This window comes from Larsenimonas salina, assembly GCF_023736155.1.
Classification (GTDB): Bacteria; Pseudomonadota; Gammaproteobacteria; order Pseudomonadales; family Halomonadaceae; genus Larsenimonas; species Larsenimonas salina.
In genome coordinates, this window is the sequence record NZ_JAMLJJ010000001.1 from 603,115 (window position 1) to 622,027 (window position 18,913).

Consider the following 18,913-nt stretch of genomic DNA (forward strand, 5'->3'; position numbering starts at 1 on the left):
CTTTTTCTGATTACCGTCGTCGTGGCGCTGATCGTAGCCTTTTTGAGTTTGTAATTCATGAACCCACTTGACCTGTTCATCGATACGCTGAACGTGACCCTGCCGGTCTTTGCCATGGTGCTGCTCGGCATGGCCCTCAAAAAAATTCGCCTGATCGATCATGCGTTCATCGACACTGGCTCTAACCTGGTGTTCAAGGGCGCCATGCCCACGCTCATTTTCCTGAGCATCGTCGATGCCGATTTCTCAAGGGCCTTCGACCCAAGTCTGGTGATCTATTTCAGCCTTGCAACCGTTACAAGCTTCTTCGGGGTCTGGGCGGTTGCGGCGCGTCTGGTGGTTCGAGAAGATCGGGGCGTGTTCGTTCAGGGCGCGTTTCGAGGCAACTGCGGCATCGTGGGCCTGGCCCTGGCCGGCAGCATGTACGGTCAGGAGGGCCTCTCTGCCGGTGGCATCATGGCCGGCGCAGCCATCATCATCTACAACGTCCTGTCGGTGATCGTACTGGCGGCCTATCAGCCGGGCATCGATATCAGCGCGCGCTCGCTTGCGATAAAGATCATCAAGAACCCGCTGATCATCGCGGTGATCTCGGCACTGATCTTCTCGAAAGCCGGAGTCACACTGCCGGTGTGGCTGCACACCTCGGGTGATTATTTCGCGAGGATGACGCTGCCGCTGGCGCTGATCTGTATTGGTGGGACGCTCTCGGTCGGGTCATTGACCCGAGCAAGCACCGTGGCGCTTCAGGCAAGCTTTTTTAAGATGATCGCGATTCCAGCGCTTGCCATCCTCGGCGCCATCGCACTTGGCTTTCGCGGCCAGCTGCTCGGCATCCTCTTTCTTTATCTGGCAAGCCCCTCGGCCTCCAGCAGCTTCGTGATGGCCAAGGCGATGGGCGGCAACCATACGCTTGCCGCCAACATCATCGCCCTGACCACACTTGCCACCGGCGTCGTCATTACCGCCGGCGTGTTCATCATGATGTGGCTGGGGCTGGTTTAACCGCCGGCCTGAATCACGACCTCGAACTGCTCGAGGCCTCCGCCGTCATTGAAGGCCTCTTTCGGCATGGGATTGGCGTGCGCGGCCTTGAAATCCTCGCTGCCAACCCAGTCGCGAAACGCCGTCTGGCTTTCCCATTCGGTCTCGACCACATACGGTGCCTGATTGCCCTGGGGCTTCAGGATGCGCATGCGAACGAAGCCGGGCTGCTGCTCGATCTGCCCGACCCGATGTTGAAACCGGCGCTCGAACTCTTCGGCGTAATCCGGTTTGACGAAGACCCGATTATTGACGATGTAGGCCATGCGACTACCTCGCAACCGCCTGACCGGGCGTCTGATGAGTGATAAGCGTTGCACAGCCGGCCGCCCATACATCGGCGTCAAGAACCGCGATGTCGGCGGTGCCCATCGGCATGCGTGCGTGCGTGCCGCCATCGACCAGTCGACCGACCAGATCCGCCACCAGCGGCATATGGCTAACCAGCAGCCAGGGGCTACCGTCGGAGGCATTTTCATGCAACCACTCGATCACGGATTCCGGCGGTGCGTCCGGGGTAATCAACGGCAATGACAGCGAGCTTGCTGCACCCAACGCCTGCGCGACCAGGTCCGCGGTTTGGCGGGCCCGCTTATAGGGGCTTCCCACGATGGTCAGTGACTCACGTTCGCTGTCGGTCAACGTTTCTTTAAGCCACTGCGCGCTTTGACGCACTTCCTGCTCGCCGAGAGGTTCAAGGGGGCGTGAGGCATCGGGGGTTCCGGAGGCAGCTTCGCCGTGTCGCATGATAAATAGTTTCATGTGCGTGGGTCCTGGTTGGTCTCGTAGAGTGAGTGATGATCCCGCTGTGCGTCCTGACGGGAGAGCGTGAATTCAACGTCGCTGCTGTGATCGCTTCGCATGAGCGTAAGCCCCATGTCCTGGGGGGAAACGCCCTCGAACAGCACCCGGTACAACCCGCCGGCCAGCGGCATGTAGATGCCTTCCTGGCTCGCGCGCTGATGCACGAGACGCACGGTATTGACCCCCTCGGCGACCTGTCCGAGCGTCTCGATGGCGTCGTCAAGCGTTCGGCCCTCGCCTACGGCGTAGCCAATGCGGTAATTGCGCGAAAGCTCACTTGAGCAGGTCACGATCAGATCACCGACGCCTGCAAGGCCCAAGAAGGTCAGCGGGCTTGCGCCGAGGCTCACGGCAAAGCGGCTCATTTCAGCCAGCGCCCGGGTCATGATCATGCTTTTGGTGTTGGCGCCCATGCCGAGCGCGGCCGCCATGCCAACGCCGATGGCGTAGATGTTCTTGAGGGCGCCTCCGAGTTCAACTCCGTAGCGGTCATTGCTCGCATACACCCGAAAGTAATCGCAGCTCAGACAGGCCTGGGCCGAAGCCCGCGTGAACGGGTCATCGCTTGCGACCACCGTCGCGGTCAGATGGCCGGCGGCAAGCTCCGAGGCAAGGTTGGGGCCGGATAAAACACCCACGTGGGTGCTGTCGGTTTCCTCGCGCACGATGTCGCTCATCAGTGAAAACGTGCTTTCCTCGATGCCCTTGGTGGTGCTCAAGAGCACCTGGTGCTCATTGAGCCAGGGACGAGCCATGCGAACAACGGCCCGAAACGACGATGACGGAATCGCGATCAAGACAAGCTCCGCATCCTCGAGCACCCACGCCATGTCGGTATTGGCCTTGATGGTCGGGTTCAACTCGATGCCCGGCAGATAGCGCGAGTTATGATGCTGCTCGGTAATTTCGCGTGCGAGTGCGTCGTCTCGCATCCATTGGCGCACGCGCGCGCCCTTGGTCGCCGCGATGCTTGCAAGCGAGGTGCCGAAACTGCCACCGCCGAGGACGGCGATGCGTTCGGGTGTGCGGGTCACACTGTCGTATGTGTCTGTCATCAATCGAAAAACCTTGTTTATCGCGACGTGTGGCGAGCCTACCTGCTCACGACGAGCACGACAATGTTATTTCCTGCGCACCGGCTTCCGGCGGCAGATGCCATGCCCCGTGCGTCTCTCGAGGCTCGAATGGCGCCGACAAACAGGCTCGGTATTCCTTGAGCGGGCCGACATCGCCCTGCTCTGCGGCCTCGATCACTGACCGAGCGTGGTGAAGCCTTAAAACGTAGTACGGGTTGCATTGACGCATCGCCGCTTGGCGGGCCTCGACGGCGCGGTGCTCGCGCGCCAGGCGCTGATCGTAGCGCGCAAGAAAGGCCCGTGCGGCCTCGGTGTCGCCCAGCACATCGAGCAGTGCTTCACGGCCTGCCAAGGTGTCGTCGTACGCACACAGGGCCCGAAACGAGCGGTGATAATCGAGCTGCTGGCTTCCCAGAAGGTCAAGCCATTGCCGGCAAAGCTCCGAATCCTCGTCTTCAAACGTCTCGAGTCCGAACCGAGCGCGCATGGTGTCGCCAAAACGGGCCTGAAGATGCCCCTCGAAGCGCCCGAGCTCGGCCTCGAGCGTGGACTTGTCCACCAGCGAGACCAGTGACTGGGCGAGCCTGACCAGATTCCAGAGCGCGACACCCGGCTGCTGATCGAAGGCGTAGCGCCCCTGGGCATCGGTTCGGTTGGGCACACGGTCGGCCACATAGGCGTCCAGAAACGCGTAGGGCCCATAATCGATGGTCAGCCCGAGAATCGACATGTTGTCGGTGTTCATCACGGCATGAACGAAGCCGTAAGCCTGCCAGTCCGCCACCAGGTGAGCGGTGCGCTCGACCACATCGGCAAAGAGCCCAGCGTAGGGGGCGTCCACGTTTTTAAGCCAGGGCCGGTGACGGTCGATAACGTGATCGGCCAGCTGCCTGAGCGCCTCGGTCTGCCCGGACAGCCCCAGCCATTCGAAATGCCCGAACCGCACATGGCTTTCAGCGACGCGCAAGAGCGTCGCCCCCGGCTCGACCCGCTCTCTGGGCACCCGCTCGTCATTAATGGCAACCGCCAGCGCATGGGTGGTCGGGATACCAAGGCCCGCCATCGCTTCACTTGCCAGATACTCGCGCACGCTCGAGCGCAGCACCGCCTGGCCGTCGCCAAAGCGGGAATACGGGGTACGCCCCGCTCCCTTGAGATGAAGGTCCATCGGCCCTGACGGCGTATCGACCTCGCCAAGCAGCAGCCCTCGCCCGTCGCCAAGCGCCGGGTTGTAGGCGCCGAACTGATGCCCGGTGTATTTCTGGGCCAACGGCTCCGCGCCTTCGGGCACCCACTGCCCGGCCATAAGCGCCCGAAGCTGATCGTCAGCGGGTTCAAGCCCTTCAAGGCCGAGCCGCGTCGCACAGCCAGGACTCACATCCAGCACCCGTGTACCGGCGCGAGGCGTGGGCTGAACCCGGGTGTAGAACGCCTCGGGCAACCGGGCGTAACGATTATCGAACTGAAGTCGGTCAAGCATCTTGTTTCTCGAAACGGCAACTGTGGGTGCAGTATGGCATCATTGACGCCCGGACCCCGAACACATCACCTGCAAATACCCCCGTCAGTCATTTAAGTAAGCGTTAAGACTTTGGCATCACACTGGTGCCAAACGCTTTTAGAGGCACGTATATGCGGATACTGCTTGTCGAAGATGACCCGTTGCTTGGCGATGGTGTCGAGACCGCGCTGTCGCGGGAAGGCTATATGGTCGATTGGTTGACCGATGGCCGGCTCGCCGATGAGGCGCTCAACGTCAATCATGACTACGCCGCGCTGGTTCTGGATCTGGGGCTTCCGGGCATGGACGGGATGGAGGTACTGAGGCGTCTTCGGCGACACAGCACGCTGCCGGTGCTGATTCTGACAGCGCGGGATCACGTCGATGAGCGCGTGGCAGGTCTTGACGCCGGCGCCGACGATTACGTACTGAAGCCGTTCGAGCTCGATGAACTGCTGGCCCGCCTTCGAGTGGTCATCCGACGCGCCCACGGACGCGCGACCCAGCGCATCGAGCTGGGGCCGCTGGTAATCGATGAGGCGCGTCATGAAGTGTGCTGGCGCGGTGAACCGGTGGCACTGAATCGTCGGGAATATGCCCTTTTAAGAGAGCTTGCCAATCACCCGGGGCAAGTCCTGACTCGCCCTCAGCTTGAAAGCGTGCTCTACGGCTGGCAGGACGATGTGGAATCCAACGCGCTGGAAGTGCACGTGCATCATCTTCGCAAGAAGCTCGACAGCGCGCTGATCAAGACCCTGCGCGGTATCGGCTACCGCCTGAACGACGCGCTTACCTAGAGATCCTCATGCGCTCCATCAAACGCTACCTGCTCTGGACCATCACGCTTGCCCTGCTGCTCGGAGCGGGGCTTGCGATTACCGCCGCCTATTTCACCAGTCAGCATGAAATGGATGAAATGTTCGATGCCGAGCTTGCCAAGTTCGCGCGCATCATTGCCGGGCTGAACGACACCACCCTTAACGAGCAACATTACCAGACTCTGGCTCGCCGGCTCGATCAGCCCGACCATCCGGGGCGGTACTTCTCAGAAGATGGCGTCGCGGCGCCGATCGATGCCCGCGCCGACCAGGCCGTTCGTTACTTTCACGAAGAGCGCATGATCTCTATTGGCTTTTGGGCCCCCGACGGCACGCCTCGAGTGCTTGACGGCGAATGGCACGACAACGGCGCCTTTCCAGCGCCTACCGAAACCGGGTTTCGCTGGCAAACGTACGATGAGCAGGACTGGCGGGTATTCAGCATGAGACTCGGTGAGGGGCGCGGCTGGATCTCGGTGGGCCTTCGCAAGGCGTTCGAACAGGAACTTGCCGGCAAGATCGCACTCAGCAACACCATTCCGTACCTGATCGCGATTCCGCTTCTGGCGCTGATCATCGGCGCTCTGGTGCTTCGAGGGCTGCGCCCACTCGACCGTCTGTCCAGTCAGGTCGGCCGGCGCCACCACAAGGCGCTCGACCCCATCAATGAGGACGTCCCCCTGGAGCTTGTCCCGTTACGAGACGCCATCAACGCGTTTATCGCGCACCTCAAGACGACGCTTGAGCGCGAACGCCGATTCACCTCAGACGCTGCCCATGAGCTTCGCACGCCGCTTGCCAGTCTCAAGATTCACCTTCAAAACGCCCGCACCGATCCGATGGGCGAAAAGGCCTCACTCGGCAAGGCCTATCAGGGCATAGAGCGGCTGCAGCGCGTGGTCGAACAGCTTCTAACGCTTGCAAGGCTCGAGCGCAGCAGCGCCCCCACACGTGAGTACGTCGCGCTCTATCCACTGGCCGCGCAGCTTTCGGGCGAGCTCTGGCCGGTCGCCGAAGCGCGGGGGCAACAGCTTGCCATTGAAGGTGACACCACGCTCAAGGTCTGCGGCGAGGCGACGGAACTGGGGGTCTTGATCAGAAATCTGCTGGATAACGCCCTGCGTTACAGCCCGGAAGGTGCCGTGATTACGCTGAGGCTCAAGACGGTCGACGACGGGCCGACGCTTGAGGTAATCGATGAAGGCCCGGGCGTGCCCGAGGAAAACCTCGACCGGCTGACGGAACGCTTCTACCGGCAAAACCACCAGCACATGGCCGGCACCGGCCTCGGGCTTTCCATCGTCAACACACTGGTACTGCGTCAAAACGCCCGGCTTTCGTTCATCAACCGCTCCGAGGGCGGGTTGATCGCTCGCGTCAGTTGGCCGCCATTTGCGGACTCTGCACCTGCCGGTACTGAGTGATTGCGCGCTGGTTATCCACCAGAATCTGTCGCAGCGCGTGCAGATAGCCGATGCCGCGCGTTGAGTACCGGGTAAGCCCTGGAATCAGGCCGGCCCCTGTGGGCACGCGCTCATCGGCGCCGGCCTGGGCGCGAAGGCGCCTAAGCGTTGCGTAGGCCGGGTGCGTATTGAGGTTGAGAATGTAGGCCTCGACCGCGGCCCCAACACTTTGAAAGGTTTGAAACCGTCGGGCACTGCCCAACTGCTGGATGCCGCACTCCTTGCCAAAACAGCGCATGCCGAAAAGATTGTTGCCGCGCCGGGCAAGCCGTGAGGTGCCCCAGCCCGACTCCAGAATCGCCTGACTCACCACCAGCTCCACCGGCAGTGTATCGACGCGCTGCTCAAGTGCCGCCCAAGGGATCGACTCCTTGCACTCAAGCCGATAGCGCGCGCACAGCTGAGTCAAACGCTGACGCTCGAGTTTGGACAGGGTCTTCTGCTCCCGAAGTGAGGTAAGCCAGGCCCGCTCGCGCTCGATACGCGCATTGGCGCCGTTGACCAGTGGCATGATCAGCTCGAAAAACGCGGCCTTGCGCTCAGGGCCGGGGGCAACCTCTCGAAGATCCGGCATGGACGCACCATGACGGGTATCGGCGCCATGCGCGAGGGACAGAAACAGCGCGTGCGCCAGGCACAGCGCCGCCAGTAACGCAGTTCGAAACAGTAAAATCATGAAAGTCGCAAGGTGCAATGATGTGGGCGAGCGACACTAGCACGGCGCCCCATTCGCGACTTGGCTTATCAGGGCATAAGGCTTGCGCCGAACGGCCGGCATGCAGAAAAGGCGCAATCGGCACAAAAAAGCCCGCTCGAAAGCGGGCTCTTCATAACGCGTTACGACGCGACCATCAGGTGGCAAGCAAGGCATTCAAGCGCTTGACGTAGGCCGCGGGATCATCCAGATGCCCGCCTTCGGCGATGATCGCCTGATCGAGGATGACCTCGGCGAACCCGTCGAAACCATCCTGCTCGCGATCGAGTCGATTGATCAACGGGTGATCCGGGTTGATCTCGAGAATCGGTTTGACATCCGGGACCGGCTGACCGGCCGCTTCCATCAGACGCCGCATCTGATACCCCATCTCATGCTCAGGCAGTACGACACAGGCCGGCGAATCAGTCAGGCGATGGGTGACACGAACGTCCTGAACGCGTGACTCGAGCGTGGTCTTCAAACGCCCGACCAACCCTTCTTTTTCCTTGGCGCTTTCCTGCTGAGCCTGCTTCTCGGTTTCGTCTTCGACGTCACCGAGATCCAGGTCGCCCTTGGCCACATCGGCCATCTGCTTGCCGTCGTATTCGGTCAAGTGGTTCATCAGCCACTCATCGATACGGTCGGATAGCAGCAGAACTTCGAGGCCTTTCTTGCGGAAGATTTCGAGGTGGGGCGAATTTTTCGCCGCGTTGAAACCGTCGGCAATCACGTAGTAGATCTTCTGCTGCCCTTCCTTCATGCGCGCGATGTAATCGTCAAGCGATTGATCCTGAGTCGCGGCGTCGGTATGGGTCGATGAAAAGCGCAGAAGCGAGGCGATCTTCTCGCGGTTGGCGTAGTCTTCGCCCGGGCCTTCCTTCAGAACCTCACCAAACTGGGTCCAGAAGCTCTGATAGCTCTCGGGGTCCTTGGCAAGCTTCTTGAGCATGTCGAGGCCACGCTTGGTGAGCGCGCTCTTGATCGACTCGACCTTCGGATCCTGCTGCAAAATCTCACGCGAGACGTTGAGCGACAGGTCATTGGAATCGACCACGCCCTTGACGAAACGCAGGTACAGCGGCAGGAACTGCTCGGCGTCGTCCATGATGAATACGCGCTGAACATAAAGTTTCAAGCCGCGCGCACCGTCACGCTGATACAGATCGAACGGCGCTCGGCTCGGCACGTACAGAAGACTGGTGTATTCGAGCTTGCCTTCGACCTTGTTGTGGCTCCAGGTCAGCGGATCAGTGAAATCGTGGGCGACGTGCTTGTAGAAGCCCTTGTACTCATCATCACTGATATCGCTCTTGGGCTTGACCCACAGGGCCTGCGCTTCGTTGACGGTTTCCCAGCTGACGGTGGTTTCACCGCTCTCGTCTTCCTGGGTCGTCGGCATGCGGACCGGAATATCGATGTGGTCGGAGTACTTGCGCACCAGCGACTTGAGGCGTTGGTCGTCGGCGAACTCGATGGCATCGCTTTTGAGGCTCAGCACGATTTCAGTGCCGTGACGGTCGCGCTCGATGGTTGAGATGGTGAACTCACCCTCGCCGCGGGACTGCCACTCAACGCCCTCGCCCAGCTCATCGCCTGCCTTGCGAGTACGCACGGTCACCTCATCGGCGACGATAAACGCCGAATAGAAACCGACCCCGAACTGACCGATCAGCTTGGCGTCCTTTTGCTGCTCGCCGGAGAGCTGCTGCATGAATTCAGCGGTGCCCGAACGCGCGATCGTTCCGAGATTCGAGATCACATCGTCACGATTCATACCGATGCCGTTGTCGCGGATGGTGACCGTGCCGGCCTCGGCGTCGTGCTCGATCTCGACGCGAAGCTCGGCGTCGTTTTCATACAGCGCGTCGTTATTGAGCGCGGCGTAGCGAAGCTTGTCGCAGGCATCGGCTGCGTTGGAGACCAGCTCGCGCAGAAAAATCTCGCGGTTGGAGTACAGCGAATGAATCATCAGATTCAGAAGCTGTTTGACCTCGGTTTGGAACCCAAGTGTCTGTTCGTCGGTCGCTGTCGTCATTTATCCCTTCCTCAGCTCAATCAACAAGGACCGTGCCCGGCGTTCGGGCACCTGCTGCGAGCTAGATGGGGGATACCCAACACTTTTTCAAGCCTTTGACATCGACACTAGCGTATCGACGTCTGATCGAGCTCGGCCAACACACAGTGAAGTCGGGCGGTGGCAACCAGCCGGTCTTCCGAGGCCTGCCAGGCATGCACCCGGAGATTGGCCAACCGTTTGCCTTCTCGAACCAGTTCGCACCGGGCGTAGGTCGGCTGACACTTCCCGGCGCGCAGATAATCGATCGAGAAGTTGGCGATCTTCGGCATCTTGGCCGTTCTCAAGGCCAGCATGGTGTCGATGATGGCCGCGGTTTCCATGAACGCGCCCATGGCGCCGCCATGAATTGCCGGGAGCAAGGGGTTGCCGATCATGTCGCGCCGCGCCGGGAGCGTAAAGACCAGCCCGGAATTGTCGCGTGTCACCTCGATGCCGAGCCAGCGCGCGTAGGGCATGTTGTCGAGAATGGCATCAGGGGCGTTGATTGCCCGGCTCTGCTCGAGCCAGTCAAGAGAGGAGGTATCAGACATGGGACTCGGTGTTGGGAGAATGGGTGGGCCGGCCACATAAAAGGCGCTCGAAATTGTGAGGGGTCATCTCCGGCGGCAGACGGGCAAAGCTTCCGACCGCACGGGCAATCGTCTTCTCGGGCGCGTTGACCTGCCAGAGCGTACCCTCAACGGTTGCGATCGAGCCGGTCACGTTGACGATAATGGCATTGGCGACCATTGCATGCCCGACACGGGCCGGGCGGTAGTGATCGATACGCAGATCAAGCGTCGGGCAGATTTCGGGGCGCCCCAGCCCGCACAGCACCGTTCCGGTACACAGCGTATCGAGCACCATGGTAATGACACCGCCGTGCACGAGCCCGCGGGAAAGATCGCCTGCAAACCACGGCTGCCAGGGCAGCCGCATTGTCACATCCCCTTTTGAAGCCTTGATCACCTCAAGCCCCGTTGCCCGGGTATGAGGCATGCCCTTGACGTAGCGCGTCATTGCGTAGCGCCAGTCCGTATCCTGTGTCATTGAATCCTCATGCATCACTTGGGCGCGCTGCGCGCCATTGTCGATAGTCCTCAAGCGACTCATCGAGTCGCGTCAGCAGCCAACCGCCGATGAAGAGATCATCGAGCCACCCCCAGCCGAGGATAAAGTCGGGGATCAGATCGAAGGGCGACACGATGTACACAAGCGTCAACACCATCAGCGCCGTTGCCCGCTTGGGCAAGGGGCGATAGCTGCCTGACCACCAGTCGCGCAGGAGTAACCCGTAAGTCTTGACCGCTCGAACGATTCTAAAGAGAAGGCGGGATCGCCCCCCCAATAGACGAGAAAGCATACCGCCTTTGGCCTTTTTCATGGCATCTCCTGAATTCGGGTTGAGTCACACTGTTGAAAATTTGACGGTTCTTTCTTCAAGGTTAGTCTGAAACCGCGCGCCCCAAAAGCGGTCTATCGCAGACCAAGCGGTCCACCGCTTCTTTATATCGCCAGGAGAACTCAGGTGACATTTCTAACTCGACTTTCCGCCGCCTGTTTGACCGGCGTGCTTTCGCTTTGGTTGCCAAACAGCACCTACGCCGATGACCGCGCGCTTAGAACCGCACTCGATGCCGCGCGCGCTCATCAGTGGCAGGCGATCGACGAAGCCAGTATCGATCAGCATGTTCTTTCAGGCTACATCGATTATCATCGCCTGAAAGCCAGGCTGCCCGGGCTTTCTCCCGAACAGGTCCAGCACTTCATCGACACCCACGATGATTCCCCCTTGAGCGTCTGGATGCGCGACGTCGCCATCGGCGCCTACGGCCGAGCCGGTCGATTCAATGAGCTGCGCGAGGTCAGCGGCGGCAACGCACCCAACGGCGTCGCACGCCAATGCTACTTCTACCGCGCCTACCTTGGCATCGATAACCAGAAAGCCATCGACGGCGGCCGCGCCCTTTGGAACGTCGGCCGCTCTCAGGACAACGCCTGCGATCCCTTGTTCGATGCGCTCAGAGCCCAGGGGGCCATTGGTGACGCGCAGATCTGGTCTCGACTGATCAAGGCCTGGGAAGCCGGCAACGACGGACTTGCCAATTATCTGAGCGACCTTCTGAGCCCAAGCTGGCAGCCCGCCGCCTCGACCTATGAACAGCTTTCAAAGACGCCCGAGCGTATTGCGACAGTTGACCAAAAGGCCTTCTCGCGCCCGGTACTGAACTCCCTGTTCGAAGCCGCCTTTCACAGCCTGACCCGTCAGAACACGCAGACAGCACTGACGCTCTGGCAACGACTTGGCCCGAACGCCCCCGTCACCGCAGAGACCCGAAAGGCCATCGAGCACGATCTCGCCTTTTATACTCTGGTTCGTGATCACGACGAGAATTTCGACTGGGTCGACGCCACTCTGACCTCACTCGATCAGGAAGACCTTTTTGAGCTCAGAGTGCGCACGGCACTGGCGCGTGGCCAATGGGCGATTGTAAAACGCTGGGTCGAGCGGATGCCGGACGAGCAACGCACCGACGCCCGCTGGCAGTACTGGCTGGCTCGCGCCGAACAAGCACTTGGTCAAGAGAGCCAGGCGCTCGAGCACTATCAGGCCGCAGCCACACAGCGAAGCTTTTTCGGGTTCGCAGCCGCTGACAAGGTCGGTCGGCCCTATGACTTGAATCAGGACCAGCGCGACAAGGCCCTTTACGCACTCGCCGAGCTCGATAAACTGCCGGCCATCCAGCGTATCAACGCGCTCGAGCGTATCGGGGAAAGCGGGCTTGCCAGAACCGAATGGTTCTATTTGATCGACCGATCAACGGATGAGCGCGTGTATGAGCTTGCCCACTACGCGCTTCAACATGAATGGTTCGACCTGGCCGTATTTACCTCCATTCGAAGCAAGCAGTGGGACGCACTCAGCTGGCGTTTCCCACCGGCCTACGCCGAGCTTTTCAAGCAACAGGCGCGGGAAAATAACGTAAGCCCGTATCTACTGATGGGCATTGCCCGTCGCGAAAGCGCCTTCAACCCCGAAGCGCGCTCATCGGCCGGAGCGGTAGGCTTGATGCAGCTGATGCCGGGCACCGCACGCCATGTCAGTAAGCGCAAGAATTTGCCTTATGAGGGGCCAGCCAGCCTGACTCAGGTCGTACCCAATGTGCAACTGGGCAGCGCTTACATCAAATCGATGCTCGACCGGTATCGTGGCAACCGGGTCGCCGCTATCGCGGCCTATAATGCAGGCCCGGGCCGTGTCGACCGCTGGCTTACGCAAGGCAATCAGCCCTTTGATCTATTCGTCGAGTCGATTCCCTTTCGCGAAACCCGCGATTACGTCCAGGCGGTTCTGGCCTATCAGGTCATTTTCGAAAGTCTTGCCAAGGGCACCACAAAGGATGTTGCCATGATGAGCGCCCAGGAACGTCAGATACGTTACGACAGCGCACTTCTGGCCCACCGCAACGACTGAGTCAGATAAGCGTCGCGATCCAGACGCTTCCGCCGAGGGCCACAGCAAGGCCGCCCAGGATGGCCACTCCATCCTGGGCAACAATGCCAAGCCCGATCAGTGTCAGAGTAAACCCCGGCACGGCGGCGGCAAACGGCAGCAGTTCAAGCGGAATCATCGCAGCGCCCAACAGCGCAATAAAGACAGCAAGCACCCGCAATACGCCGGTACTTGCCGCCCATTGGCATCGTGGCTTTAAAAGCTTGTCCACCTTGCGGGTAAAGGGTTTGATCTTCTTGATGGTTTTTTGAAGCGTTTCACGCGAGATTGACCGCTCTTTCAATCTCGTCGGCAACCAGGGAGACTTTTTGCCCATGGCCAGCTGAATGGCCATCAACGCGATGAAGATACCGCAACACGATGGAATACCGGGCACTGCCCCGGTCGGGAGCCAGGCAATCAGGGCTGGAATCGTAATCAGCGGCCCGAACCCTCGCCCCTCGAAAATCTCCAAAATGTCGCCAAGGCTTGTTTCATCCCCCTCGACGTTATCGTCAAGCGTTTCCAAAAGCCCGGTCAGTTCAATGCGTTGTGCCATGTTAAGTCCTTTAAAGGTTGGTCTCGCGTTCTATCCATGAACGCGCGGTGGATAGGTTATTTTCTTTCCAATAATGCGTTTAACGCTCGCCCCGGCTATCCACGCCCCGGTAGGACTCCGCTTCGATGAACATGCGTTTGATGCTTTCGTGCTCAGCCTTCATCTGGCGGTCCAGGTCAGCGATACAGCCTTCGATCTCCGAGGCGCTCGCCTCTCGTCTGAAACGAACACTGATGTTGACCAGTACGAAATCCGGGCCCATGTGCATCGTGAGCACTTCATGCACGCGCTCGACCAGAGGCGCCTTTTCAGCAAGCTCGCGAATGCGGCTGACCACATTCGAGTTCGCGCTTTCACCGATCAGAAGCCCCTTGGTTTCCGTCGCAAGCCAGACGGCCGTGCCGGCCAGAATCAAGCCGATGACAATCGAGGCTGCGCCGTCAAATACCGGGTTTCCGGTCCACTGACTCAGCGCAACACCAGCCATGGCAACAACCAACCCCAGAAGCGCGGCCGAATCCTCGAACACGACCATGAACAGCGAGGGGTCCTTGCCCCGCCGTACGGCCTGAACGTAACTCCACTTGCCCTTGGCCTTTCGAAACTGATGCAGCGCAAACGCCCACGAGGCGCCCTCGAACAAAATGCCAAGCCCGAGCACGATATAGTTGATCATCGGGCTGGTCATCGGTTCGGGATTCAACACATGTGAAATACCTTCGAACAGCGACACCCCAGCGCCAATCGAGAAGATCAGCATCGCGACCACAAAGCTCCAGAAGTAGACTTCCTTGCCGTAGCCGAATGGGAACTGTGCATCCGGCGGCCGCTGGGCGCGCTTCATCCCAAGCAACAGCAATACCTGGTTGCCGGTATCGACCACCGAGTGAATTCCCTCCGACAGCATGGCGGAACTCCCCGTGATGCCCCCGGCGATGAATTTGGTGATCGCAATCAGAAGGTTCCCGGCCATGGCCGCGTAGATAACAGGTTTGGATTCCGCCGACATTTACAGATCCTTCCCGAGTCGCTTGCCGTCATCGCGGGCATTGCACTCGCTCAACTGCTGATTGAGTGTCCAGAAATCATAGAGAATTCCGAGCAAGAACAGCCCACCGGTCAGAAGATAGATAATGCCGGTCACGATCTTTCGCATGTAGAACCGATGCAGACCAAACACACCGGTAAAGGTCAACAAGAGCCAGCTCAGGGAGTAGTCGATCGGACCGTTTCGAAAGCGCGTGGTCGCCTCTCGGGCCATGGAAGGGATCAGCAATAGATCGATGATCCAGCCGACGAAGAAAAGCCCCAGGGTAAAAAACCAGAGCGTGCCTGTCAGCGGCTTGCCGTAGTAGAACCGGTGTGCGCCCATGAAGCCGAAAATCCAGAGCACATAGCCGAGCCAGAGATTGTGGGTAGGTGCGCGTTGATCAGAAGTGGATGCGTGGGTCATGGCAGTTCAAATAGAAAGTGGACAAATGAGGCGCAATTGTGACAGCCGGGCGCTTATAAGGTACAGCGCATTTCGATCAAACCGGTGCGATCGTCGAAATAACGCCTGAAATGAAACCCGGCGCGCTCATAAAGGCGCCTTGCCGGGTTGTTCTCAAATACCTTGAGCTCAACGCTTGTCGCAGGCCCGCCCCGCTGAAGCGCAATCCAGTCATCGAGCACGCGCCCCCCAAGGCCCTGACCGCGGCACGCCTCGATCAGGTGAAACTCACGGAGATAACCGACTCGCCCCTGAATGTCCCAACCGATGAAGCCGTCTCGAGGGCCTGAGTATTGAATGATCGCGGCCTCCATCTTGGGCCAGAGATCCATGAACTTGCGGCGGCTGAACGCCATGTGCCGCATGCGCCAATAGGGTGACATTGTCTGATTGACGAGCGCGCAGGCGAACTCCGCGTCCGCCGGATGGGTCGCGGCCCGCCAGTAGGCAGGCCAATGGGCAGTCATATAACGCCTAGTTCCTTGAGCCGTTCCTTGAGATAACTGTCGGCAGTATAGCGCTCTGACAATACGACATCCGGTTTGGGATGAAGAAACAAAGGCAGCGACAGTCGTGCGCGACGTGCGGACGCGCCATCGGGATTGACAACACGATGGGTGGTCGACGGGAAATGGCCCTGAGACGCTTCCTGAAGCATATCGCCGACATTGATGATCAATTGGCCCGGGTCACTTGGCACCGGCAGCCACTCCCCATCGCGCCCCTTGACCTCAAGGCCAGGTTCATTGGAGGCCGGCAACAGCGTAATCAGATTGATGTCTTCATGGGCCGCAGCGCGCACCGCATCCACCGGAGCGTCGTTTGGGATCGGCGGATAGTAGAGCACTCGAAGAAGCGTCTGCTGACTGCCGTCAATCATGGATGAAAGCGATTGGCTGTACTGCGTGGCAACGGCTTCTGGGGTGTGCGCTTCTATCCAGGAGAGCAACTCGCCGGCGAGCGCATCAGCCTGGCGGTAGTACTCACGAATATCCTGCTCGAGCGCATCCGGCACTTTCCCCCACGGATAGACGTGGTAATACTCTTTCAAGTCCTTCTGTGAGCTGCCCTTGGCGGTTTCGGAAACGTCAGGCGGGAAATAGCCGTCCTGAGTGCTCGGATCGAAACGCCACTGAGCCTTGTCGTCCGAGCTGAAAAAGTGCGCCCACTGCTCGTAGATTCGTTCAACCAGATCCATGTCCAGCGGATGATTACGGAGCACTCCGAACCCGGTTTCCCTGAGGGAAGTCGTGAAGTGTTCGGCGGCATTTACACTAGTGTAATCGACGTTTTGTACCGGCATAAACCCTCTCTTATATGTCGCTGAAATTCGCATTAATACTAACGCATACACCCCCAAAAATAAGCTTGACGATATTTTTAGAGTGACGCATTCTGATTTTGTAGGTTTGCAGGTGATGTCTCGGCGTGATCTGAGTGTCGATAGATCAAGCGATCTATTTTCCCCTGATAAGCCCAACGCTACACGGGCCTCGGCTCGAAGTCTTCAGCAAGTAAGAAAGGAAAACGACATGGCAACTGGCACTGTCAAATGGTTCAACGACACCAAAGGCTACGGCTTCATTTCGCCAGACGATGGTGGCGATGACCTCTTTGCACATTTCTCCGAAATCCAGGCAGACGGCTTCAAGTCCCTGCAGGATGGACAGAAAGTGTCTTTTGAAGTGACCCAAGGCAAGAAAGGCCTGCAAGCCGCGAACATCAAGATCGTCAACTAAGCAATTTAGTGTGACTGTTCCAGAAAACCCGCTCATCGAGCGGGTTTTTTTATGGCCACGGGCCAGAAAGGCGCCATAAAAAAGCCCCACCGTCAGGCAGGGCTTTTTCAAACAGAGCGATGTAGGTCTTACTGGGTGTTTTCGCTGCTGTTGTTGAACTGCTCGGCGTTTTCGGCACCGCTCATGGTTGCCGAGGAATCGGCGCCTGCGCCGGCTTTGGCCTCAGAGCTTTTCACGGCGTCGTCCTGCTCGCCCATGCTGTTGTCGTCTTCCTGCATGCTTTCCATGGTGTTGCTGCTGTTGGTCGCATCAGACTCATCCGAGCCCATGGTGTCTTCAGAATCCATGTCGCCATCTGTCATGCTGTCGGAGTCGGTGTCCATGCCCTGATCGTGCTGCATGCTGTCATCAGAACCCTGTGACATGCCCGACTCGGTACCGGTCGTGGTGCCGTCCTGCTGCATCTCGGCATTTTCCTGGCTTTGCTGCTGGTCAGAACCAGGCGCATCGTCGCCATTGTCACCGCAGGCGCTAAGACCCAGGGCCATAACGAACGCAAGGCTTGCTGCAGAAAGTGTCTTGATTGTCATGATACCGTTCACTCCTTGATAAAAATTGCGAAATGCAATGTGTCCTTCGTCCCGCGCGACCGAAGCCGTTCACTCGTATTTATGGCTTTAATGTATGAGTGACATGGGACATCGTTCTAACATTCGCCTCTGACGATGTCGAGTCCATGACGCTTAACGCCGCGGCGCGCCGACATCCTCTCCGATGTCTTCAAACCAGATATCCGGGCGAGTGTCGATGAAGCGAGCCATCAGATGCTTGCACTCGGGGTCATCAAGTACCTCAAGTCGAACCCCCTTGGCCTCAAGCGCCGACTCCGCGCCCATGAAGGTTGTATTTTCACCGATCACGACGTGTTTTATACCGTAGAGTTCGATTGCACCGGAGCACATCGGGCACGGTGATAGCGTGGTATAGAGCGTACACGCCCGATAGACCTCGGCCGGGAGTCGACCGGCATGTTCGAGCGCACTCATTTCGCCGTGCAAGACCGCGCTGCCCTTCTGTACGCGCTGATTGCGGCCGCGGCCAAGAATCCGACCCTGATGCACAAGCACCGAGCCGATGGGCACACCGCCTTCCTCAAACCCCTGGCGGGCCTCGTCAAGGGCGGCTTTCATGAATTCATCCATACTTTCTCCCTGCTGTCGGGTCACTGACTGCACAAGCGGCAGTCATCGGGCAGTACGATGTTGACAGCACCGGCCTTGACCGAGCACTCGAGCGTAGTGACCTCATGCGCCTCGCCATCGAGGTTGAGCGGAAATTTCTGCTCGCTTTCAAACGTCACCCAGGCCGTCTTGAAATACCGCACGAAACGTCCGTCCGGGCCGAGCGCCTCCATTTCCTTGACCACTGCAGGGATATTGCGATAGCCGAACGTATCAACGATCAGCACATCCAACAAACCGTCATCGATCTGGGCATGCGGGGTCAATTCCTGGCTCCCCCCCGCCTGACGACCATTGCCGATGGCAAGCACCATCGCATCGACCGTGCAGGAACCACCGTCCCAACGCAGTTCACCGCGGTAGGGTTCGAAACTCCAAAACCGCATGGCACCGACCAGCGAATATGCGCCACCGCCCAGCATCTTCTTCAAAAGCGGGGGCGTCGAGGTGGTGATCTTGGCGCCAAAGCCCCCCGAGAGCATGTTCAGAAAGAAAAGCTCATCGAGCTTGCCCACATCCACTGACCGGGGATGCCCTTTTAGCGCCAGTGTCAGCGCCTCAAGCGGCTCGGTAGGAAGCGTTGCCGCGGTTGCGAAATCATTGGCGGTCCCCATCGGGATAATGCCAAGTTCGGGGCGCTTGTCCGAGGACACCTGCATCAGCCCGTTGACCGCCTCGTTCAGGGTGCCATCCCCGCCACCAACGATGATTCGAGTCACGCCTTCCTCGGCGGCCTCCTGAATGAAGCGGGCCACGTCACCGCCTTCCCAGCTGACTCGAACGTCAAGCGAATACCCCTGCTCGCGCATGGTGGTCACCGCTTGACGCAGTGGTTCCTCTCCTGCTGTTTTGCCGTTCAACAGCAAACGAAGCGTCATTTTCGTTCTCCTTGCTTACCGGTATTACTCACCGTGCATATCCTTTTGCATG

The 18,913-nt window shown here is 59.2% G+C and carries 22 protein-coding genes; 5 read left to right on the top strand and 17 right to left on the bottom strand.

The annotated features are described in order from the left end of the window. The first annotated feature begins 57 nt into the window (after positions 1–57). Positions 58–1,005: an AEC family transporter gene (locus tag NAT23_RS02880; RefSeq protein ID WP_251925329.1), complete on the top strand. Its 948-nt coding sequence runs from the start codon at positions 58–60 to the stop codon at positions 1,003–1,005. Here NAT23_RS02880 and NAT23_RS02885 read toward each other — a convergent pair. The 4 genes from NAT23_RS02885 to NAT23_RS02900 are packed head-to-tail and all read right to left on the bottom strand — an operon-like array spanning position 1,002 to position 4,404. Beyond that, positions 1,002–1,310 carry an antibiotic biosynthesis monooxygenase family protein gene (locus tag NAT23_RS02885; protein WP_251590167.1) on the bottom strand — a complete coding sequence of 103 codons (309 nt, stop codon included), beginning with the start codon at positions 1,308–1,310 and terminating at the stop codon, positions 1,002–1,004. The two genes, NAT23_RS02880 and NAT23_RS02885, sit on opposite strands and share 4 nt — an antisense overlap. A gap of 4 nt (positions 1,311–1,314) precedes the next feature. Next, positions 1,315–1,806: a phosphohistidine phosphatase SixA gene (sixA, locus tag NAT23_RS02890; RefSeq protein ID WP_251925331.1), complete on the bottom strand. Its 492-nt coding sequence runs from the start codon at positions 1,804–1,806 to the stop codon at positions 1,315–1,317. Continuing rightward, positions 1,803–2,903, bottom strand: a complete 1,101-nt coding sequence (locus tag NAT23_RS02895; RefSeq protein WP_251925333.1) for an NAD(P)H-dependent glycerol-3-phosphate dehydrogenase — start codon at positions 2,901–2,903, stop codon at positions 1,803–1,805. The genes sixA and NAT23_RS02895 overlap by 4 nt, the downstream gene beginning before the upstream one ends. Positions 2,904–2,949: 46 nt before the next feature. Next, positions 2,950–4,404 carry a protein adenylyltransferase SelO gene (locus tag NAT23_RS02900; RefSeq protein WP_251925335.1) on the bottom strand — a complete coding sequence of 485 codons (1,455 nt, stop codon included), beginning with the start codon at positions 4,402–4,404 and terminating at the stop codon, positions 2,950–2,952. A gap of 152 nt (positions 4,405–4,556) precedes the next feature. Here NAT23_RS02900 and NAT23_RS02905 point away from each other — a divergent pair, with 152 nt between their 5' ends. After that, entirely contained in the window at positions 4,557–5,222 is a 666-nt protein-coding gene (locus tag NAT23_RS02905) for a response regulator (protein WP_251925337.1), read from the top strand. A gap of 8 nt (positions 5,223–5,230) precedes the next feature. After that, positions 5,231–6,667, top strand: coding sequence for an ATP-binding protein (locus NAT23_RS02910; RefSeq protein ID WP_251925339.1), 1,437 nt, complete (start codon positions 5,231–5,233; stop codon positions 6,665–6,667). Here NAT23_RS02910 and NAT23_RS02915 read toward each other — a convergent pair. The 5 genes from NAT23_RS02915 to NAT23_RS02935 form a co-directional block, all read right to left on the bottom strand. Beyond that, the gene (locus tag NAT23_RS02915; RefSeq protein WP_251925341.1) at positions 6,621–7,382 is read right to left on the bottom strand and encodes a protein bax; all 762 of its coding nucleotides are present in this window, start codon (positions 7,380–7,382) and stop codon (positions 6,621–6,623) included. The two genes, NAT23_RS02910 and NAT23_RS02915, sit on opposite strands and share 47 nt — an antisense overlap. A gap of 175 nt (positions 7,383–7,557) precedes the next feature. After that, the gene (htpG, locus tag NAT23_RS02920) at positions 7,558–9,438 is read right to left on the bottom strand and encodes a molecular chaperone HtpG (RefSeq protein WP_251925343.1); all 1,881 of its coding nucleotides are present in this window, start codon (positions 9,436–9,438) and stop codon (positions 7,558–7,560) included. A 107-nt stretch (positions 9,439–9,545) separates the two neighbouring features. Further along, positions 9,546–10,010: a PaaI family thioesterase gene (locus tag NAT23_RS02925; protein WP_251925345.1), complete on the bottom strand. Its 465-nt coding sequence runs from the start codon at positions 10,008–10,010 to the stop codon at positions 9,546–9,548. Then, positions 10,003–10,509 carry a PaaI family thioesterase gene (locus NAT23_RS02930; RefSeq protein ID WP_251925347.1) on the bottom strand — a complete coding sequence of 169 codons (507 nt, stop codon included), beginning with the start codon at positions 10,507–10,509 and terminating at the stop codon, positions 10,003–10,005. Before NAT23_RS02930 ends, NAT23_RS02925 begins: the two co-directional genes overlap by 8 nt. 7 nt (positions 10,510–10,516) lie before the next feature. Continuing rightward, positions 10,517–10,843, bottom strand: a complete 327-nt coding sequence (locus NAT23_RS02935) for a YkvA family protein (protein ID WP_251925350.1) — start codon at positions 10,841–10,843, stop codon at positions 10,517–10,519. Between the two features lie 144 nt (positions 10,844–10,987). On the opposite strand from NAT23_RS02935, the gene NAT23_RS02940 reads away from it, so the two are divergent. Next, positions 10,988–12,934, top strand: a complete 1,947-nt coding sequence (locus NAT23_RS02940) for a transglycosylase SLT domain-containing protein (RefSeq protein WP_251925352.1) — start codon at positions 10,988–10,990, stop codon at positions 12,932–12,934. Between the two features lies 1 nt (position 12,935). On the opposite strand, the gene NAT23_RS02945 is transcribed toward NAT23_RS02940, so the two are convergent. From NAT23_RS02945 to NAT23_RS02965, 5 genes are all read right to left on the bottom strand, one after another. Then, the gene (locus NAT23_RS02945; protein ID WP_251590185.1) at positions 12,936–13,511 is read right to left on the bottom strand and encodes an exopolysaccharide biosynthesis protein; all 576 of its coding nucleotides are present in this window, start codon (positions 13,509–13,511) and stop codon (positions 12,936–12,938) included. Positions 13,512–13,590: 79 nt separating this feature from the next. After that, a complete protein-coding gene (locus NAT23_RS02950; RefSeq protein ID WP_251925354.1) occupies positions 13,591–14,520 on the bottom strand; it encodes a cation diffusion facilitator family transporter in 930 nt (309 codons plus the stop codon). Beyond that, entirely contained in the window at positions 14,521–14,964 is a 444-nt protein-coding gene (locus NAT23_RS02955; protein WP_251925356.1) for a TM2 domain-containing protein, read from the bottom strand. Between the two features lie 53 nt (positions 14,965–15,017). Then, entirely contained in the window at positions 15,018–15,470 is a 453-nt protein-coding gene (locus NAT23_RS02960) for a GNAT family N-acetyltransferase (RefSeq protein ID WP_251925358.1), read from the bottom strand. Beyond that, entirely contained in the window at positions 15,467–16,306 is an 840-nt protein-coding gene (locus NAT23_RS02965; protein WP_251925360.1) for an isopenicillin N synthase family dioxygenase, read from the bottom strand. Before NAT23_RS02965 ends, NAT23_RS02960 begins: the two co-directional genes overlap by 4 nt. A gap of 229 nt (positions 16,307–16,535) precedes the next feature. Between NAT23_RS02965 and NAT23_RS02970 the strand changes: the two genes are divergently transcribed. Beyond that, a complete protein-coding gene (locus NAT23_RS02970) occupies positions 16,536–16,742 on the top strand; it encodes a cold-shock protein (RefSeq protein ID WP_251925362.1) in 207 nt (68 codons plus the stop codon). A 128-nt stretch (positions 16,743–16,870) separates the two neighbouring features. On the opposite strand, the gene NAT23_RS02975 is transcribed toward NAT23_RS02970, so the two are convergent. The 3 genes from NAT23_RS02975 to yegS all read right to left on the bottom strand — a co-directional run bounded on the left by NAT23_RS02975 (position 16,871) and on the right by yegS (position 18,861). Further along, the gene (locus NAT23_RS02975) at positions 16,871–17,332 is read right to left on the bottom strand and encodes a hypothetical protein (protein WP_251925364.1); all 462 of its coding nucleotides are present in this window, start codon (positions 17,330–17,332) and stop codon (positions 16,871–16,873) included. A gap of 153 nt (positions 17,333–17,485) precedes the next feature. Beyond that, positions 17,486–17,944 (bottom strand): nucleoside deaminase, encoded by a 459-nt coding sequence (locus tag NAT23_RS02980; protein ID WP_251925366.1) that lies wholly within the window; start codon positions 17,942–17,944, stop codon positions 17,486–17,488. Positions 17,945–17,964: 20 nt separating this feature from the next. After that, on the bottom strand, positions 17,965–18,861 hold the full coding sequence (gene yegS / locus NAT23_RS02985; RefSeq protein WP_251925368.1) for a lipid kinase YegS: 897 nt from the start codon (positions 18,859–18,861) through the stop codon (positions 17,965–17,967). Positions 18,862–18,913: the final 52 nt, after the last annotated feature.

Bases quoted from the DNA above. Each gene is read 5' to 3' on its own strand.
- NAT23_RS02970 (WP_251925362.1), top strand. From the start codon at position 16,536: ATGGCAACTGGCACTGTCAAATGGTTCAACGACACCAAAGGCTACGGC.
- NAT23_RS02930 (WP_251925347.1), bottom strand. From the start codon at position 10,509: ATGACACAGGATACGGACTGGCGCTACGCAATGACGCGCTACGTCAAG.
- NAT23_RS02900 (WP_251925335.1), bottom strand. From the start codon at position 4,404: ATGCTTGACCGACTTCAGTTCGATAATCGTTACGCCCGGTTGCCCGAG.
- NAT23_RS02905 (WP_251925337.1), top strand. From the start codon at position 4,557: ATGCGGATACTGCTTGTCGAAGATGACCCGTTGCTTGGCGATGGTGTC.
- NAT23_RS02910 (WP_251925339.1), top strand. From the start codon at position 5,231: ATGCGCTCCATCAAACGCTACCTGCTCTGGACCATCACGCTTGCCCTG.
- NAT23_RS02915 (WP_251925341.1), bottom strand. From the start codon at position 7,382: ATGATTTTACTGTTTCGAACTGCGTTACTGGCGGCGCTGTGCCTGGCG.
- NAT23_RS02880 (WP_251925329.1), top strand. From the start codon at position 58: ATGAACCCACTTGACCTGTTCATCGATACGCTGAACGTGACCCTGCCG.
- NAT23_RS02935 (WP_251925350.1), bottom strand. From the start codon at position 10,843: ATGAAAAAGGCCAAAGGCGGTATGCTTTCTCGTCTATTGGGGGGGCGA.
- NAT23_RS02945 (WP_251590185.1), bottom strand. From the start codon at position 13,511: ATGGCACAACGCATTGAACTGACCGGGCTTTTGGAAACGCTTGACGAT.
- NAT23_RS02960 (WP_251925358.1), bottom strand. From the start codon at position 15,470: ATGACTGCCCATTGGCCTGCCTACTGGCGGGCCGCGACCCATCCGGCG.
- yegS (WP_251925368.1), bottom strand. From the start codon at position 18,861: ATGACGCTTCGTTTGCTGTTGAACGGCAAAACAGCAGGAGAGGAACCA.
- NAT23_RS02925 (WP_251925345.1), bottom strand. From the start codon at position 10,010: ATGTCTGATACCTCCTCTCTTGACTGGCTCGAGCAGAGCCGGGCAATC.
- NAT23_RS02895 (WP_251925333.1), bottom strand. From the start codon at position 2,903: ATGACAGACACATACGACAGTGTGACCCGCACACCCGAACGCATCGCC.
- NAT23_RS02975 (WP_251925364.1), bottom strand. From the start codon at position 17,332: ATGACAATCAAGACACTTTCTGCAGCAAGCCTTGCGTTCGTTATGGCC.
- NAT23_RS02885 (WP_251590167.1), bottom strand. From the start codon at position 1,310: ATGGCCTACATCGTCAATAATCGGGTCTTCGTCAAACCGGATTACGCC.
- NAT23_RS02980 (WP_251925366.1), bottom strand. From the start codon at position 17,944: ATGGATGAATTCATGAAAGCCGCCCTTGACGAGGCCCGCCAGGGGTTT.
- NAT23_RS02955 (WP_251925356.1), bottom strand. From the start codon at position 14,964: ATGACCCACGCATCCACTTCTGATCAACGCGCACCTACCCACAATCTC.
- htpG (WP_251925343.1), bottom strand. From the start codon at position 9,438: ATGACGACAGCGACCGACGAACAGACACTTGGGTTCCAAACCGAGGTC.
- sixA (WP_251925331.1), bottom strand. From the start codon at position 1,806: ATGAAACTATTTATCATGCGACACGGCGAAGCTGCCTCCGGAACCCCC.
- NAT23_RS02965 (WP_251925360.1), bottom strand. From the start codon at position 16,306: ATGCCGGTACAAAACGTCGATTACACTAGTGTAAATGCCGCCGAACAC.
- NAT23_RS02950 (WP_251925354.1), bottom strand. From the start codon at position 14,520: ATGTCGGCGGAATCCAAACCTGTTATCTACGCGGCCATGGCCGGGAAC.